The 17,796-nt window shown below is 71.5% G+C and carries 12 protein-coding genes; 9 read left to right on the plus strand and 3 right to left on the minus strand.

Going from position 1 to position 17,796, the window contains the following annotated elements; all coding sequences use genetic code 11:
- The first annotated feature begins 74 nt into the window (after nt 1–74).
- Nucleotides 75–392: a cupin domain-containing protein gene (locus ACE3OU_RS09130; RefSeq protein WP_374241239.1), complete on the plus strand. Its 318-nt coding sequence runs from the start codon at nt 75–77 to the stop codon at nt 390–392.
- A 76-nt stretch (nt 393–468) separates the two neighbouring features.
- Complete coding sequence (locus ACE3OU_RS09135) at nt 469–1,440, plus strand: MBL fold metallo-hydrolase (protein WP_374241240.1); 972 nt, start codon at nt 469–471, stop codon at nt 1,438–1,440.
- A gap of 85 nt (nt 1,441–1,525) precedes the next feature.
- On the opposite strand, the gene metK is transcribed toward ACE3OU_RS09135, so the two are convergent.
- The gene (metK, locus tag ACE3OU_RS09140) at nt 1,526–2,692 is read right to left on the minus strand and encodes a methionine adenosyltransferase (RefSeq protein WP_374241241.1); all 1,167 of its coding nucleotides are present in this window, start codon (nt 2,690–2,692) and stop codon (nt 1,526–1,528) included.
- A 246-nt stretch (nt 2,693–2,938) separates the two neighbouring features.
- Between metK and ACE3OU_RS09145 the strand changes: the two genes are divergently transcribed.
- Complete coding sequence (locus ACE3OU_RS09145; protein WP_374241242.1) at nt 2,939–3,820, plus strand: lysophospholipid acyltransferase family protein; 882 nt, start codon at nt 2,939–2,941, stop codon at nt 3,818–3,820.
- Nucleotides 3,817–4,689, plus strand: a complete 873-nt coding sequence (locus ACE3OU_RS09150; protein WP_374241243.1) for a lipid A biosynthesis acyltransferase — start codon at nt 3,817–3,819, stop codon at nt 4,687–4,689. Before ACE3OU_RS09145 ends, ACE3OU_RS09150 begins: the two co-directional genes overlap by 4 nt.
- A 70-nt stretch (nt 4,690–4,759) precedes the next feature.
- Here ACE3OU_RS09150 and ACE3OU_RS09155 read toward each other — a convergent pair whose 3' ends face one another.
- Nucleotides 4,760–5,812, minus strand: coding sequence for an RNA methyltransferase (locus tag ACE3OU_RS09155; protein ID WP_374241244.1), 1,053 nt, complete (start codon nt 5,810–5,812; stop codon nt 4,760–4,762).
- A 168-nt stretch (nt 5,813–5,980) separates the two neighbouring features.
- Between ACE3OU_RS09155 and ACE3OU_RS09160 the strand changes: the two genes are divergently transcribed.
- From ACE3OU_RS09160 to ACE3OU_RS09170, 3 genes are all read left to right on the plus strand, one after another.
- On the plus strand, nt 5,981–6,397 hold the full coding sequence (locus ACE3OU_RS09160) for an SRPBCC domain-containing protein (protein ID WP_374241245.1): 417 nt from the start codon (nt 5,981–5,983) through the stop codon (nt 6,395–6,397).
- A 142-nt stretch (nt 6,398–6,539) separates the two neighbouring features.
- Nucleotides 6,540–7,766 (plus strand): glycosyltransferase family 4 protein, encoded by a 1,227-nt coding sequence (locus tag ACE3OU_RS09165; RefSeq protein ID WP_374241246.1) that lies wholly within the window; start codon nt 6,540–6,542, stop codon nt 7,764–7,766.
- Nucleotides 7,767–7,889: 123 nt separating this feature from the next.
- The gene (locus tag ACE3OU_RS09170; protein ID WP_374241247.1) at nt 7,890–11,282 is read left to right on the plus strand and encodes an ATP-binding protein; all 3,393 of its coding nucleotides are present in this window, start codon (nt 7,890–7,892) and stop codon (nt 11,280–11,282) included.
- Nucleotides 11,283–11,288: 6 nt separating this feature from the next.
- On the opposite strand, the gene ACE3OU_RS09175 is transcribed toward ACE3OU_RS09170, so the two are convergent.
- Complete coding sequence (locus ACE3OU_RS09175; RefSeq protein WP_374241248.1) at nt 11,289–12,401, minus strand: NADH:flavin oxidoreductase/NADH oxidase; 1,113 nt, start codon at nt 12,399–12,401, stop codon at nt 11,289–11,291.
- Nucleotides 12,402–12,653: 252 nt separating this feature from the next.
- Between ACE3OU_RS09175 and ACE3OU_RS09180 the strand changes: the two genes are divergently transcribed.
- Complete coding sequence (locus ACE3OU_RS09180) at nt 12,654–15,461, plus strand: response regulator (RefSeq protein WP_374241249.1); 2,808 nt, start codon at nt 12,654–12,656, stop codon at nt 15,459–15,461.
- Nucleotides 15,462–15,670: 209 nt separating this feature from the next.
- Nucleotides 15,671–17,641: a diguanylate cyclase gene (locus ACE3OU_RS09185; protein WP_374241250.1), complete on the plus strand. Its 1,971-nt coding sequence runs from the start codon at nt 15,671–15,673 to the stop codon at nt 17,639–17,641.
- Nucleotides 17,642–17,796: the final 155 nt, after the last annotated feature.

Below are 17,796 nucleotides of genomic sequence, written 5' to 3' on the forward strand. Positions count from 1 at the left end.
ACCCAACAGAGATTTCCCCCCGGCGCCACCTTTTTTCTCCCGCCTTTCCCGAACCGCCCGCCCGGAACCGCCCGATGCGTGCCGCCAACCTGTTTTCCGACATCCCGCCGCCCGCCGCCGACGAGCACTTCGAGACGCTCCTCGCCCGCCCCGGCCTGCGCATCGAGCGTATCCTGTCCAACCGCCACGCCAGTCCGCCCGGCTTCTGGTACGACCAGCCCGCCGACGAATGGGTGCTGCTCGCCCAGGGCAGCGCCGAGCTCGAGTTCGACGACGGCCGCCGGCAGGCCCTGGCGCCCGGCGACTGGCTGCTGATCCCCGCCGGCTGCCGCCACCGCGTCGCCGCGACCGGCCCCGACACCGTCTGGCTGGCGGTACATGCCGGCCCCTGAACGCCCCGCCCTGCAGCCCCTTGCGGCGGCGGGATTGCCGTATCCTTGCAGACCCTTCAACCGGAGAGCATCGCCCATGATCCGCCGCACCCTGAGCGCCCTGGCCATCGCCGCCAGTCTCGTCCCGTTCTCGCCCGCCATCGGCACCGCCCACGCCGAGGCCGCCCCGCAGCACAGCCAGGTGCCCGGCTACTACCGCATGGCCCTGGGCGAACTGGAAGTCACCGCCCTCTACGACGGCTACGTGGACCTCGACGCCAAGCTGCTGCTGGGCGCCAGCAAGGCCGAGGTGCAGCGCCTGCTGGCCAGCAAGTTCCTGGCCGGCGAAAAGGTGCAGACCGCCGTCAACGCCTACCTCATCAACGCCGGCGGCAAACTGATCCTGGTCGATGCCGGCGCCGCCAAGGCCTTCGGCCCGACCCTCGGCTTCATCGGCGAGCAGCTCCGCGCCGCCGGCTACAGCCCCGACAAGGTGGACGTGGTGCTCCTGACCCACCTCCACGCCGACCACGTGGCCGGCCTCCTCGACGCTGCCGGCCAGCCGCTGTTCCCCAACGCCGAGATCCGCGTGGCGCAGACCGAGGCCGACTTCTGGCTGTCGGAGGCCAACGCGGCCAAGGCGCCGGAGGGCTTCAAGCCCTTCTTCGAGATCGCCCGCAAGTCGGTCGCGCCCTACCAGGCCGCCGGCAGGTTCAAGCCCTTCAGCGGTGAGGTCGACCTTGGCGGCGTCAAGGCGGTGGCCTCCAACGGCCACACCCCGGGCCACACCAGCTACCTCGTCGAATCCGCCGGCCAGCGCCTGCTGATCCTCGGCGACGCGGTGCACAGCCACGCGGTGCAGTTCGCCCGCCCGGAGGTCGCCATCGAGTTCGACAGCGACAAGAAGGCCGCCGTCGCCGCCCGCAAGAAGCTTTTCGCCTGGGCCGCCAAGGACAAGCTGCTGGTCTCCGGCATGCACCTGCCCTTCCCCGGCATCGGCCACGTGCGCACCGACGGCAAGGGCTACGCCTGGGTGCCGGTGGAGTACAGCCCGATCCGCGGCAAGTAAGCACAAAAAAGGGGGCTCCATGCCCCCGGATGCAAAAAGGGCGACCCCGCGGGGCCGCCCTTTTTTCATGCCCGCAGACTGCGGGTCACAGGCCCGCGTCGGCGCGTAGCGCGGCGGCCTTGTCGGTGGTTTCCCAGGTGAAATCCACCTCCTCGCGGCCGAAGTGGCCGTAGGCGGCGGTGCGGGAGTAGATCGGGCGCAGCAGGTCGAGGGTGGCGATGATGCCCTTCGGGCGCAGGTCGAAGTGCTTCTGCACCAGCTCGACGATCTTCTCGTCGGACACCTTGCCGGTGCCGAAGGTCTCGACCATCAGGCTCACCGGCCTGGCGACGCCGATGGCGTAGGCGACCTGGATCTCGCAGCGGTCGGCGAGGCCGGCGGCGACGATGTTCTTGGCCACGTAGCGGCCGGCGTAGGCCGCCGAGCGGTCGACCTTGGACGGGTCCTTGCCCGAAAAGGCGCCACCGCCGTGGTGGGCCGCGCCGCCGTAGGTGTCGACGATGATCTTGCGCCCGGTCAGGCCACAGTCGCCGGCCGGGCCGCCGATCACGAAGCGCCCGGTGGGGTTGATCAGGTAACGGGTGTTGCCGGTGAGCATCTCCTTGGGCAGCACGGGCTTGATGACCTGCTCGATGATCGCTTCCTTGAGATCGTCGTAGGAGACGTCCGGATCGTGCTGGGTGGACACCACCACGGTGTCGATCGCCACCGGCTTGCCGTCCACGTAGCGCACCGACAGCTGGCTCTTGGCATCCGGGCGCAGCCACGGCAGGCGGCCGTCCTTCCGCACCTCGGCCTGGCGCTGCATGATGCGGTGGGCGTAGTAGATCGGGAAGGGCATCAGGCTCGGCGTCTCGTTGCAGGCGTAGCCGAACATCAGGCCCTGGTCGCCGGCGCCCTGATCGAGGTCGAGGCCCTCGCCCTCATTGACGCCCTGGGCGATGTCCGGCGACTGGCGGTTGATGGCGGTGAGCACCGCGCAGCTCTTGTAGTCGAAGCCGATGTCGGAGTCGTCGTAGCCGATGCGCCGCACGGTCTCGCGGGCGATGTCCATGTAGTTGATGTTGGCCTTGGTGGTGATCTCGCCGGAGATCACCACCAGGCCGGTGGACACCAGCGTCTCGCAGGCCACACGGCCGCGCGGGTCCTGGGCCAGGACGGCGTCGAGCACCGCGTCGGAGATCTGGTCGGCGACCTTGTCGGGGTGGCCTTCGGAAACGGATTCCGAGGTAAACAGGTATTCTTTGGCCATTGCACACTCCTGAAAAGCAAAAAACCCCCGGGTTGCGGCGTTGCCGTCTCGGGGGTTTCGGAGCGGCGACGCTTTAGCAGTATTTGTACGGCAGACCATCGTGACGACACGATATCGGCCTCGAACCCGGCAAACCGTAGCCCGCTCCGCCCTGCAAGTTGTCGGATTAACTCGGCGGAATCACAATTATAACTTTGCGTTTCGGGCCGTCAATTCAATCGCCCCTCGTCGACCACTCCCCTGCTGATGGCGTCCCTCATCTTCTCCCTCCTCGCCCGCCTGCCCCTCGGGCCGCTGCAGGCCGTCGGCGTGGTGGCCGGCTGGCTCACCTATGCCCTCTCGCCCACCTACCGGCGGCGCCTGCGGGCCAACCTCGAACAGGCCCTCGGGCCCGAGCAGGCCGCCCGCGTGTGGCGGCGGGCGGTCGGCGAGACCGGCAAGCAGGCCCTCGAGCTGCCCTGGATGCTGCTGCGGCCCCAGGCCGAGCTGGCCGCCCGGGTGGTGCGGGTGAGCGGCTGGGAGCACGTGGAGGCCGCCGAGGCCCGCGGCGGCGGCATCCTGTTCATCACGCCGCACCTGGGCTGCTTCGAGATCACCGCCCAGTACTTCTCGACCCACAAGCCGATCACCGTGCTCTACCGGGCCCCCAAGAAGGCCGTGCTGCAGCCCCTCATCAACGCCGGACGCAGCCGCGGCAACATGCACATCGCCCCCGCCGACGTGGGCGGCGTGCGCCGGCTGATCAAGGCCCTGCGGGCCCGCGAGGCGGTCGGGATGCTGCCCGACCAGGTGCCCGGCAGCGGTGAAGGCGCCTGGCTGCCCTTCTTCGGCCGGCCGGCCTACACCATGACCCTGGCCGCCCGGCTCTCCGAGGTGGCCGGCGTGACCACGATCTTCGCCTGGGCCGAGCGCCTGCCCGGCGGCGCCGGCTTCCACCTGCGCCTGCGCCCCGCCCTGACGCCCCTCGAAGGCGACACCGAAACCCGCGCCGCGGCGATCAACCGCGAGATGGAAGCCCAGATCCGCGAAAACCCGGCCCAGTACCTGTGGGGCTACAACCGCTACAAGCGCCCCTCCGGCGCGCCTGCCGCCCCCACCCAAGCCACCTCCCGCCCGGACACCCCATGAGTCGAATCGTCGTCGCCCTGCTGTGGCTGATCCACTGGCTGCCCCTGTCGCTGCAGGCGCCCATCGGCCGTGCCATCGGCCTGCTGCTCTACGTGATCATCGCGCCGCGCCGGCGGGTGGTGCATACCAACCTGCGCCTGTGCTTTCCCGACCTCCCGGAGGCCGAACGGCGGGCCCTCGCCCGGGAGCACTTCGCGCTGGCCGGGCGCAGCCTGGTCGAGCGCGGGCTGGCCTGGTTCGCGCCGGCCGAGCGCATCCGGCGCCTCGTGCGCATCGAGGGCGAGACGCGGCTGCGGCAGCTGGTGGACGCCCGCCAGCCGGTGATCCTGCTCACCCCCCACTTCCTCGGCCTCGACCTGGGCGGCACGCGGATGGCGATCTCCTTCGACTGCGTCAGCGTGTATGCCCGCCAGCGGGACGCGGTGATCGACCGCTGGCTGTTCCACGGGCGCAGCCGCTTCGGCAGCCAGGTGCTGCTGCGCCGGGACGAGAGCATCCGCGCCTCGATCAAGGCGATGAAGGAAATCCGCCCCTTCTATTACCTGCCCGACATGGACAACGGCCCTGACGATTCGATCTTCGTGCCCTTCTTCGGCGTTCAGGCGGCCACCCTGTCGGCGCTGCCGCGGCTCGCCAAGCTGGGCGGCGCAGTGGTGGTGCCCTGCTTCACCCGCATGCTGCCGGGCGGCCAAGGCTACGTGGTGGAGCTGGGCGAGCCATGGCGCGATTTTCCGGGCGGCAGCGTCGAAGCCGACACCCGCCGGATGAACGCCTGCATCGAGGACGCCGTGCGCACCATGCCGGCCCAGTACTACTGGGTGCATCGGCGCTTCAAGACCCGCCCGCCGGGCGAGCCGAAGCTCTACTGAGCGCCCCGGGGCCGGACTCCATCCAGCCCGCTCCCCGTGGGGGGAAAGGAGGCCTTCGGCTGCCCTGCGTTTACTTGAGCGCGCGCCGCGGCTCGAAGGGCAGCGGGGCTTCGGCGGCGGCCTCGGCCTTCAGGCTGCGCGCGCGCAGCTGGCCGCAGCCGCCGTCCACGTCCTGCCCGGCGGAATTGCGCAGCTTGGTGAGGACGCCGCGACGGTGCAGGCTGCGGGCGATCTCCGCGGCCTTCGCCCAGTCCGGGCGGCGGTAGGGCAGATCGGGCACCGCGTTGTAGGGGATCATGTTCATGATCGCGTACTTGCCGGCAAGCAGCCGGACGATGCCGTCGAGCTCCTCCGGCGTGTCGTTGAGCCCTTCGATCAGCGTCCACTGATACTGGATCGGGTAGCCGGTGGCGCGGGCATAGGCCTCGCCCAGCTCGACCAGCTCGTCCGGGGTGATGCGCGGCGCCTTGGGCAGCAGCTCGGCGCGCAGCTCGGCGCGGCTGGTGTGCAGCGACAGGGCCAGCGCCGGCTTGACGCGCAGGCCGGGCAGGCGCTCGAAGACGCGGTGGTCGCCCACCGTCGAGAACACCAGGTTCTTGTGGCCGATGCCGCCTTCGTCGCCGAGCAGCTGGATCGTCTCGAGCACCGCCTCCATGTTGTGGGCCGGCTCGCCCATGCCCATGAACACCACCTTCTTCACCGGCCGCCGGGCCCGCGCCAGCACCACCTGGGCCAGGATCTCGGCGCTGGTGAGCTGGCGCAGCAGGCCGTCGCGGCCGGTCATGCAGAAGGTGCAGCCCACCGCACAGCCCACCTGGCTCGACACGCACAGGCCGTCGCGGGGCAACAGCACGCTCTCGACGGTCTGGCCGTCGGCGAGCTCGACCAGCAGCCGGGCCGAGCCGTCCTCGGCCGGGTGTTCGGAGCGCACCTGGGCCAGGCCGGCCAGCCCGGCGCCGAGCGCCGGCAGGGCCTCGACGATGGCCTTGGGCAGCGCCGGGCCGCGCCGCGCGGGGCCGGCGTCGAGGGGCAGGGCGTGCAGCCAGGCGCGCAGCATGCGCTGGACGTGCACGGGTTTGGCGCCCAGATCGGCGAGGCGCTGGAGGAAGGTTTCGATGCGCATGAGGGGGCGAATGCTAGCATCCGCCCGGGTGGCCGGATAGCCACCGGGCGGGCTCCGCGCCATGCCTCGCAAAGTCACAAATTGGGGCTTGCCCTCCGGCCCGACACCTCCTAATTTATGGAAAACCCATTCCGGGCAGGCCGAGCCTGCACGCCAAGGAGACCCCCGATGATGCCGCCCTCCTCCGACGGCAAGACCACCGCAGACCTGGAGTTCACCCTCGTCCGCTACCTCGACGCGCCCCGGGAGCGCGTCTTCCGCATGTGGCGCGACCCGCAGCTGTTCCGCGCCTGGAGTGCGCCCACCGGCTTCCGGATGTCGGTGTGCATCTGCGACTTCCAGCCCGGCGGGAGCTGGCATTGCCGCATGGTGGCGCCCGACGGCACCCCTCACCGGGCCGGCGGCCGCTACCTCGACATCATCGAGCCGGAAGCCATCGTGATGACCTACAGCCGGGAAGACTGCGACGGGGTGCCCGGCCCCGAAACCTGTCTCAGTGTGAACCTCGACGCCATCGGCGAGCGCACCCGGCTCAGCCTGTACCAGGGCGTGTTCGGCAACGAGGCGGAGCGCGACGGGCACTAGGCGGGCTGGGCCGACTGCCTCGACACCCTGGCCGACCGGCTCCACGCCCTCGCCGCGCGGGAACGCCCCGGCTGAACGCCGCGTCACCGGCGCATCACCTGCCGGTCACACCGCTGCAGCATCGCGCCGCGACACTGGCGCGATGGATCTCGCCGGACTCGTCTGCCACGAACTCGTCAAGCACCCCGCCGCCCTCCGGGTGGCGCTGGTCACCGAAACCTATCCGCCCGAGATCAACGGCGTCGCGATGAGCACCGGCCGGCTGGTGGAGGGTCTGGTCGCGGCGGGCCACCGGGTCGACCTGATCCGCCCGCGCCAGGCCCACGAGGGCGGCGAGCCGGCCTCGCGCCAGGCGATGGGCGGCCTCGACGAGATGCTCGCCCGCGGCATCCCGCTGCCCAAATACGCCCAGCTGCAGCTCGGCCTGCCGGCCCGCCAGGCCCTCCTGCGACGCTGGTCGCGGCTGCGGCCGGACGTGGTCCAGCTGGTCACCGAAGGCCCCCTCGGCTGGTCGGCGCTCGCCGCAGCCCGCAAGCTGCGGCTGCCGGTGATCAGCGAGTTCCACACCAACTTTCACCGCTACACCCGCCATTACGGAGTCGGTTGGCTGAAGGCGCCGATCGCCGCCTACCTGCGCAGCTTCCACAAGCGGGCCGACCTGACCCTGGTGCCGACCCGCGCCCTCGGCGACGAGCTGCGGGCCCTCGGCATCCCCCGGGTGGACGTGGTGTCGCGGGGCGTGGACACCGAGCTGTTCTCACCCTTGCGCCGCAGCGACGCGCTGCGCCGCCAGTGGGGGCTCGGCCCCGACGACCTGGCGGTGCTCTACGTCGGGCGGGTCGCCCCCGAGAAAAACCTGGCCCTGCTCGAAAAGGCCTTCGCGGCGATCGAGGCCCGCCACCCCCGCGCCCGCCTGGTGCTGGTCGGCGGCGGGCCGGCGCTGAGCGGGCTGCGCAGCCGCCAGCCGCGGGCGGTGTGCACCGGCATGCAGACCGGCACCGCCCTCGCCGAGCATTACGCCAGCGGCGACCTTTTCCTGTTTCCCAGCCTCACCGAAACCTACGGCAACGTGGTGGCCGAGGCCCTCGCCAGCGGGCTGCCGGTGGTGGCCTACCGGGACGCCGCGGCGCTGGAGCTGGTCGGCCACGGCAGCCACGGCTGGCTGGCCGAGCCCGGCGACGAGGCTGGCTTCGTGGCCGGCGCAGTGAGCCTCGCCGACGCCCCTGCGCTGCGCGCCCGCCAGGCCCTGGCGGCCCGGGAGCGGGTTGCCGCGCTGGGCTGGCCGGCCATCGTCGAGCGCCTGGTCGGGCTGCAGCGCCAGGTCATCGCCGCCGCGCCGGTCGCGCCGGGCACCGGCCGGAAGCGCTGACCCCCCGCTCAATCGGGTTTCATCACCCGCCGCGCATGAACAAGTCGCGGCGGAGGGCCTTTGATCCGGCAGTCTGGTCTAGACTGGAAGCCTCTCCGTTGCAGGCTGCACCGAACGACCAACGTGCCTTCCACCGCTGCCCACCTCGTCACCACCTTCCTGCGGGAACGCACCGGCGCGCTGCTCGGCGGCATCGTCGTCCTGTGCAATCTCACGGCGATCGCCCTCGGCGCCCTGAGCCTGCAGCATAGCTACCACAACGCCGAGGCCCAGGCCGAGGTCGCCGCCCGCAGCCTCGCCCACGTGCTCGACCAGAGCCTCTCGAGCAGCGCCCGCAGCATCGACGTGGGCCTCCAGGCCCTCGCCGACGAGCTCGGCCGCGAAGCCCGGGGCGGCAGCCACTACCTGCAGAGCGACGAGGTGATGGCCCTGCTGGCCCGGGTCAAGAGCTGGCTGCCGGAGACCGAAGGCATCCGCGTCTTCGACGCCGACGGGCGGGCCCGCTGGACCCAGCACAGCGCCCCCGAAAGCGCCAACGAGATCTGCCAGTGCCTGGACACCCTGCGCGACGACCCGGGCGCGGGGCTGATCGTCGGCCGCCCGATCGCCCGGCGGGGCGGGGCGGGCTGGCTGATCCCCTTCTCCCGGGGCGTCGTCGGGCCGGGCGGCAGCTTCAGCGGCATCGTCACGGTCACCGTGCCCCTGGGCTACTTCACCGAGCTGCTGGCCCGCCCGCAGCTCGGTGAGGGGGGCAGCGCGATTCTCCGCCACGCGGACTTCAGCCTGATCACCCGGGTGCCGCCCGTCGCCGGGGCCGCGGGGGTGGTGGGCAACGTGTGGATCTCCGAGCAGATCCGCAGCCGCTTCGCGGCCGGCCAGAACAGCTTCACCTACATCAGCCCCATCACCTCCGACAAGATCGAGCGCCTCAACGCGGTGCGGCGGATCGAGGGCCTGCCCTTCTTCCTGACCGTGGGTTTCGCCCGCGACGACTACCTCGCCCAGTGGCGCCGCGACGCCATCCAGACCGTCGCGATGCTGGCGGTGTTCCTGCTCGTCTCGAGCGGCTCGGCGCTGACGATCGGGCGGCTCTACCGGCGCGAACGCAACGAGGCCGGCCGGGCCGTCAAGAACGAAGCCCACCTCGCGGCGACCCTCGACGAGCTGCAGAAACGCGACCTCGCCCTCGATGCCGCCGAGCAGATCGGGCGGCTCGGGGCCTACTCCGTCAGCCTCACCGACGGCAAGGTGATCCGCTCCAAGGCCTTCGACGCGGTGCTGGGCTTCACCTCCGAGCACCCCTTCAGCCACACCGAATGGCTCGAGCGCATCCACCCGGACGACCGGGCCGAGACCCACCGACGCTTCGAGCAGGGCCTGCTGCGCGACGGCGAGCCCTTCGACATCGTTTACCGCCTGCGCCTGCCCGACGGCACGCTGCGCTGGATCCACGGCCTCGGCCGGGCCGAGCGGGACGCCGACGGCAAGCTCGTCGCGGCCTACGGGGCGATCCAGGACATCACCGCCCGCAAGCAGGTGGAGCACTCGCTGCAGCAGGCGGTGGACGAGTACCAGGGCCTCGTCGCGCGGATTCCGGTGGGGATCTTCAAGTGCCGCCTCACGACCGGCGGGGCGCCCGTGTTCACCTACGTCAGCCCGCGCTTCTGCGGGCAGGTCGGCCTGCCGGCCGACATCCTGCTGCGCACGCCCCAGGCCTTCCTCGACACCCTCATCGAGGCCGACCGGCACACCTTCTGCGGCACCGCGGCAGCCCACCTCGACCCCGCCCGGGCCTTTGGCTGGGAGGGGCAGATCCGGATCGGCGACACCGTGCGCTGGATCTCCGTGCTGGCCGGGCCGACCCGGCTCGACAACGGCACGGTCCTGTGGGACGGGGTGTGCACCGAGATCACCGACCGCAAGCACGCCGAGCTGGCCCTGCGCGAGATCGAGGAGCGCAACCGCCTGGTGCTGGAATACTCGCCGGTGGGCATCCTGCGCTACGACCGGGCCCTGAAGGTGAGCTACTGCAACCAGCAGTTCGCCCGGGTCATCGGGGCGCCGATGTCCTACATGGAAACCCTCGACATGCACAGCATCCGGGACCAGAGCGTCTTCCCCGCGCTGCAGGCGGCCCTCGAGGGCGAACTGTCCCAGTACGAGGGGCCGTACCACACCACCTACTCCGACCGCCAGGTCGCCGTCTCGATGACCTGCGCGCCGCTGCGCGACAGCCGCGGCGAGATCGTCGGGGGCATCGCGATCCTGCAGGACATCACCGAGCGGGTGCGCAAGGACGAGGAGCTGGCCCGCTACCGCGACAGCCTCGAAGAGCTCGTCGGCGCCCGCACCGTCGCCCTCGAGGCCGCCCGCGCCGAAGCCGAACGCCTGGCCCGGGTGAAGAGCGAGTTCCTCGCCAACATGAGCCACGAGATCCGCACGCCCATCAACGGCATCCTCGGGCTGGCCCGCATGGGCTTCCGCGACAACGCCGGGCGCGACGCGGTGCAGGCGGTGTTTGCGCGCATCCTCGGCTCGGGGCAGCTGCTGCTGGGCATCATCAACGACATCCTCGACTACTCGAAGATCGAGGCCGGCAAGCTGCGGATCGAGGCCATCCCGGTCGACCTGGGCAAGCTCATCGGCGACACCCTGGCCATCGCCGAGGACAGCGCCACCGCCAAGGGCCTCGCCCTGCGGCTGCGCCACCGCTCGCCACTGCCGGCGGCCTGCCTGTCCGACCCGCTGCGCATCGCCCAGATCCTGATGAACCTGCTCTCCAACGCGGTCAAGTTCACCGAGGCCGGCCATGTCACCCTCGAGGTCGGCCGCGAAGGCGACAGCCTGGTCTTCACCGTGGTCGACACCGGCATCGGCATGAGCGCCGGGCAGCTCGCCGGCGTGTTCGCCCCCTTCGAGCAGGCCGACAAATCCACCACCCGGCGCTTTGGCGGCACCGGGCTGGGGCTCACCATCACCCGGCGCCTGGTCGAGCTGATGGGTGGCACCCTCAGCGCCGACAGCCAGGAGGGCGTCGGCAGCCGCTTCGAGGTACGGCTGCCCTGCGTGGAGGCGCCGCCCGTCCGGCCCGTCGCCCCGGCCCCGCAGCCCGCGGCCGACCCGCATCTGCGGCTGGCTGGCCTGCGCATCCTGGTGGCCGAGGACAACGCGGTGAACCAGCTCATCCTCGAGGACAACCTGGCGAGCGAGGGGGCCGAGGTGACCCTCGCCAACAACGGCCAGGAGGCGGTCGAACACGTCAGGCTGCGCGGCGCCACAGGCTTCGACGTGGTGCTGATGGACCTGCAGATGCCGGTCATGGACGGCTACGAAGCGACCCGCCAGCTCCGCACCCTGGCGCCGGACCTGCCGGTCATCGGCCAGACCGCCCACGCCCTCGACGACGAGCGGACGGCCAGCCTCGCCGCCGGGATGGCCGACCACCTGGCCAAGCCGATCGACCCGGAACTCCTCGTCGCCACCCTGCTCCGGCACGCCGGCCGGCGCGAGGGCTGACGCGCCTCAACGCCCGCCGGTGTGGATGCCGGAGAACAGCTGGGCGTGCTCGCGGGGCAGGCAGCGCCAGTACTGGGGCGCCGCCGGCAGGCGGGCCCCCAGGCGGGCCGCCGCGTGCCACGGCCAGCGCGGATCGTAGAGCATCCCGCGGGCGATCCCCACCAGGTCGGCCTGGCCGCCGGCAACGATCGCCTCGGCCTGCTCCGGCTCGGCGATCAGCCCCACCGCGATGGTCGGCAGGCCGCTCTCCGCGCGCACCCGCGCCGCGAACTGCACCTGATAGCCCGGCCCCAGCACCAGCTTCTGCTGGGGTGACAGGCCGCCGCTGGAGACATGCATGAACCCGCAGCCGCGGGCCTTCAGGGCCTGGGCCAGCGCGACGCTCTGCTCCAGGTCCCAGCCGCCGTCGACCCAGTCGGTGGCCGAGATGCGCATGCCCACCGGCTTGCCCGCCGGGAAGGCCGCCCGCACCGCGTCGAACACCTCCAGCGGGAAGCGCAGGCGGTTCTCGAGGCTGCCGCCGTAGGCGTCGTCGCGCTGATTGGAGAGGGGCGACAGGAACTGGTGCAGCAGGTAGCCGTGGGCGCCGTGCAGCTCGATGCAGTCGAGGCCGATCCGCGCGGCCCGCCGCGCCGCCGCCACGAAGGCTTCGCGGATGCGCACGAGCCCCGCCGCATCGATGACCCGGGGCGCCGGCTCGTGGGGCAGCTGCGGCAGGGCCGACGGGGCCTGGGTGGGCCAGCCGCCCGCCTCCGGGGCGATCAGCTGGCCGCCCTGCCACGGCAACGCGCTGGACGCCTTGCGGCCGGCGTGGCCCAGCTGGATCGCCAGCGGCATGTCCGAATACTTGCGGATCCCCTCCACCACCCGGCCGAGGGCCGCCTCGTTGGCGTCCGACCACAGCCCCAGGCAAGCCGGCGTGATGCGCCCCTCCGGCTCGACCCCGGTGGCCTCGATGATCAGCAGCCCGGCCCCCGACAAGGCCAGGTTGCCCAGGTGCATCAGGTGCCAGTCCTGGGCGTTGCCGTCCACCGCCGAGTACTGGCACATGGGCGGGATGACGATGCGGTTGGGCAGGGCGAGGCCGTCGAGATCGAAGGGCGTGAACAAGGCCGACATGGAAAGACTCCTGGTAAGGGGCGTAAACGGGGGTGGCACAGCCCGGATAATCCCAGAAACCCCTCCGCCGGGCCACCGCGCCTGGCGCTCAAGTCGGCGCCGGCTGCTGCCGCTATCCCTGCGGTATGAAAACTCAAGGCTTGCGGCAGACCGCCGGCCGATGCCGCCGCCAGCCCGAACCCAGCCCCTCGCCATGCCCCATCCTGCGCCCTCCCAGCCCCACCACTGCCGGCTCCCGCCCGGGGTGACGCCATGAACTGGCAAGTCTCGTCCCTGCGCAAGCGCCTCATGCTGATGCTCGCCGGCATGGCCTTCGCGGTACTCGCGCTGGCCTTGCTGATCTTCACCATCGCCGGCACCCTGCGCCAGCAGGACTCGATGATGTCCCAGCTGCGCAGCCTGACCCGGGTGGTGGCCGCCAATGCCGAGGCGGCAGTGGTGTTCGGCGACGAGCAGGCCGCGGCGGTGAGCCTGGCCAGCCTGCGCGAACGCAGCGAGGTGATGGCGGCCCGCATCGTGCTGCCCGACGGGCGCGTGCTGGCCAGCTATCCGGCCAACGCCGAGCCGACCCTGTTCACCCGGCTCGCCCCCCACGACCTCTGGCAGCGGATGCCCTTCTCCACCGAGCCCCAGCGCTTCGACCACCCGCTGCAGGCGAGCACCGGCGGCCTCGGCGAGGCCGAGTCGATGGGCGTCCTGTCGCTGGTCATCGACCCCGCCGGCATGTGGCGCCAGATCCGCCAGGACGCCCTCACCACCAGCGGCCTCGGCCTCGTCGTGCTGCTGCTCGCGCTGCTCGCCGCCCAGCGCCTGCAGCACCGGATCAGCGCGCCGGTGCTGCACCTCGCCGCCGCCGCCCGCGAGGTGGCCGAGACCCAGCGCTACGACCTGCGCATCCCGCGCACCGGCGAGGACGAGATCGGCCGGCTGGTGGACAGCTTCAACCACATGCTCGGCGAACTCCAGGCCCGCGACGAGAGCCTGCGCCAGCACCGCGAGCACCTGGAAGAACTCGTCGAGGGGCGCACCGCCGAGCTGCGCGCGGCCAAGGAGCAGGCCGAAGCCGCCAGCCAGGCCAAGAGCGAGTTCCTCGCCACCATGAGCCACGAGATCCGCACCCCGATGAACGGCGTGCTCGGCATGACCGAGCTGCTGCTGGGCACCCGGCTCGACCCCACCCAGCAACGCTATGCCGGGCTGGTCCAGCAATCCGGCCGCCACCTGCTGGGCATCATCAACGACATCCTGGACTTCTCGAAGATCGAGGCCGGCCACATCGAACTCGAACGCATCGATTTCGAGCTGGGCGAGCTGGTCGAGGACAGCGTGGCCATGTTCGCCCAGCCGGCCGCCGAGAAGGGCCTCGAGCTGGCCAGCCAGGTCAGCCCGCCGGCCACCGCGCTGCGCATGCACGGCGACCCCTTCCGGCTGCGCCAGGTGATCGCCAACCTGCTGCACAACGCCATCAAGTTCACCCGCCACGGGGAGGTGGTGGTGCGCGCCCACGCCGAACCCGACGGCGCGCAGATGCGGGTGCGGATCAGCGTCGAGGACACCGGCGTCGGCATCTCGCCGGAAGCCCAGCAGAAGATCTTCGAGCACTTCTCCCAGGCCGACGGCTCCACCACCCGCGAGTTCGGCGGCACCGGCCTCGGGCTGGCGATCAGCCGGCGCCTCGTCGAGCTGATGGGCGGCCGCATCAGCGTGGACAGCGAGGTGGGCAAAGGCTCCCGCTTCCACATCGCGCTCAGCCTCCCCCGCGCCCAGGCCCCCGAAGCCCCGGCGTCCGGGTCCGCCGGCCCCCGGCTGGAGGGCGTGCGGGTGCTGGTGGTGGACGACAACCTGACCAACCTCGACATCCTGCGCCTGCAACTGGGCGGCTGGGGCATGCAGGTGCGCTGCGCCGAGAGCGGCGGCCAGGCCCTCGAGGCGCTCCACGCAGCCGCCGCCGCGGGCACCCCCTTCGAGCTGGCGATCCTCGACATGCACATGCCCCGGATGGACGGCCTGCAGCTCGCCCGGACGATCCACGCCGACCCGACCCTCGGCCGCACCCGGCAGATCATGCTCACCTCCACCTTCATCGCCGGCAACGTCCGCGAACGGGAAGAGGCGGGCATCCTGCGCTGCGTGAGCAAGCCCGTGCGCCAATCCGAACTCCACGACGTGATCACCTGGGCCCTCGGCACTCCGGCCGGGCAGGGCCCGAGCCAGACCTCCCCCACGGGCCCCGCCCGGCCCGGCGGCCGCCTCCACGGCCGCGTGCTGCTGGCCGAGGACAACCCGGTCAACCAGGAGCTGGCCCAGGCCATGCTTCTCGGGCTGGGGCTCACGGTGGCCATCGCCCGCCACGGCGAGGAGGCCCTCGCGCTGGCCGCCGCACAGCCCTTTGACGCCATCCTGATGGACTGCCAGATGCCGGTGATGGACGGCTACCAGGCCACCGCCGCGCTGCGCGCCCGGGAAACGCCCGGCGGCCCGCGCCTGCCGGTGATCGCCCTGACCGCCAACGCCATGGAAGGCGACCGCAACCTGTGCCTCGCCGCCGGCATGGACGACTACCTGGCCAAGCCCTACACCGCCGCCCAGCTCGAAGCGACGCTGCAGCGCTGGCTGCCGCCCGCGACCACGCTGGCCCCCCCCGAGCCCGAGCCCGCGCCGCGGCCGGAATCTTCGTCCGCGCCCGCCGCCGTGCCGGAACCCGACGACGCCCTCGACCGGCGGGTGCTCGAACCCTACCGGGAGCTCAACCCGGAGGGCGGCTGGGGTTTCGTCCGGCGGCTGCTGGAGGTGTACCTGGACAGCTCCGCCCCCCTGATCGTCACCCTCGCCGAGGCCCTCCCCGCCGGTGACGCCGGCGCCGCCCGCCAGGCCGCCCACGCCCTGAAGTCGAGCAGCGCCAACATCGGCGGCCGCACGGCGTCGGAACACTTCCGCGCGCTGGAGGCCCTGGTCAAGGCCGGCCAGCTCGACGAAGCCGCCCTGCGCTTCGAGGCGGCCCGCGCCGAGTACACCCGGCTCGCCGCCGCCGTCCGCGCCCTGCTCGACACAAGCGCCTGAGCCCGGCCCCGCCCGCCGCGGGCAGCGGGAACATCCCGGCCGGCCCCCGAGCCGGGCTCCATCCTCGGTCAATGCGCCCGCCCGGCACGAAAAAACCCCGGGACCACTGAATTTTTCCGGCAAAAAACCGATATGAGTAGGATCGAAGGTGCCGAGCACCGAAAGTGCCGCGCGGCGCACCCCGCTCGAGTGGCCACGAAGGAAGAACAATGACCGCCCCCCCTCCCCAGACCAAGCTCCCGACCGGCCCCGGCAACACCCCCGACCTGCAGATCGAACAGCTGCGCTCCAGCGGCCAGCTGCCGAGCCCCAAGGGCGTGGCCCTGGCGATCATGGAAATCTGCCGGCGCGACGACGCCAGCCTCGACGAGATCGCCAACATCGTGCAGACCGATCCGGCGCTGACCAGCCGCCTGCTGCAGTTCGCCAACTCCGCCGGGCGCGGCGGCGGCGGCGGCGGACGGCCGTTCGTCTCGGTCCGCGAGGCGGTGCTGCGCCTCGGGATGGACATCGTGCGCCAGCTCGCGGTGGGGTTCTCGCTGGTGGACCAATACCAGGGCGGCCCCTGCGAAGCCTTCGACTACGCCCACTTCTGGTCCCACGCCCTGCTGATGGCGGTGGCCAGCCAGGCCCTGGCCAAGCAGAGCCGCCTGGGCTCGCCCGACGAACTGTTCACCTGCGGCCTGCTGGCCCGCATCGGCTGCCTGGCCCTGGCCACGGTGCACCCCGTCGAATACAGCCGCCTGCTCACCGACTGCCCGGACGAGGGCGACCTCACCGCCCTCGAGGAAGCGCGCCTGCAGACCAGCCACAACGCCTTCACCGCCGTGATCCTGGCCGACTGCGGCATCCCCCGGGCCCTCGCCGAACCGATCTGCCACCACGAGGCGCCTGAGGCCGCCGGCTTCGCCGAAGGCTCGCGCCCCCAGCAGATGGTGCAGCTGTTCCACCACGCCCGGCGCATCGCCGACATGGGGCTGGCCCCCGAGGACAAGCGCGGCGCCCTCATCTCCGAACTGTTCGTGCTGGGCGGCAAGCTGGGCCTCGACGGCACCGAGATCGGCGAGCTGGTCGACCGCATCCTCGCCGACTGGCGCGACTGGAGCGAGCTCCTGAAGGTCCCGGCGCGGCGCCTGCCGCCCTTCGCCAGCATGGCCCAAGCCCCGGCGCCCAAGTCGCCCGAACTCAAGACGATGCGCATGCGCGTGCTGCTGGTGGAGGACGAACCCACCGCCCGCGTGCTCCTCGAGGCCCAGCTGCGCAGCCTCGCCGGGCCGGACGTGTACTGCGCCGCCAACGGCGAGGAGGCCCTCGCGCTGGCGGTCAAGGTGATGCCCCAGATCGTCGTCACCGACTGGATGATGCCGGTCATGAACGGCCTCGAGCTGTGCCGCGCCCTGCGCGCCACCGAGTGGGGCCAGTCGATGTACGTGATCATGCTCACCGGCATCGACGCCGAGGAGGAGATCGTCGAGGCCTTCGAGGCCGGCGTGGACGACTACGTCACCAAGCCCGTCAACATCCGCGCCCTGTCGGCCCGCATGCGCGCCGCCCTGCACTACGTGCAGCTCCTCGAGAACTGGGAGCGCGACCGGGCCCAGCTCAAGCGCTTCGCCTCCGAGCTGGCCATCAGCAACCGCAAGCTCGAACACTACGCGCTCACCGACCAACTCACCGGCCTGCCCAACCGCCGCGCCGGGATGGACATCCTGGGTCAGGCCTGGAGCGCCGCGTCCCGCTCGCAGCAGGCGCTGTCGGTGATGATGATCGACATCGACCTCTTCAAGGGCATCAACGACACCCACGGCCACGCGGTGGGCGACCGGGTGCTGGCCGAGGTGAGCCAGCTGCTGCGCGTCTCCGCCCGCAAGGACGACCACGTGATCCGCCTGGGCGGCGAGGAGTTCCTGGTGATCTGCCAGAACAGCGACCTCCGCGCCACCCTCCAGGCCGCCGAACGCCTGCGACTGAAGATCGGCGAAACGCCGGTCCAGGTCGGCGAGCGGGCCATCAGGACCAGCATCAGCATCGGCATCGCCAGCCGCGAGCCCGCCATGGCCACCGAGGACAACCTCATCGCCAGCGCCGACCAGGCCCTCTACGCAGCCAAGCGCGGCGGTAGGGACCGCGTCTGTGTCAACTCCAGCGGGCGGATCTTCGGCAGCCCGGCGACGGCCTGAAGAGCCTCGCCGGCGGGGCCCGCGATAAAAAAGGCTATGTCACCGTTGCCTGTGGAACCGTACCCCCTGCAATCTGTCTGAATATACAGTTTTGCTGCAATCAGGAGGGTGGCGATGAAACCGCTTGATTTCAAACATATCCTGCAATCGCTGGT

This window comes from Zoogloea sp. (genome assembly GCF_041908905.1).
Classification (GTDB): Bacteria; Pseudomonadota; Gammaproteobacteria; order Burkholderiales; family Rhodocyclaceae; genus Zoogloea.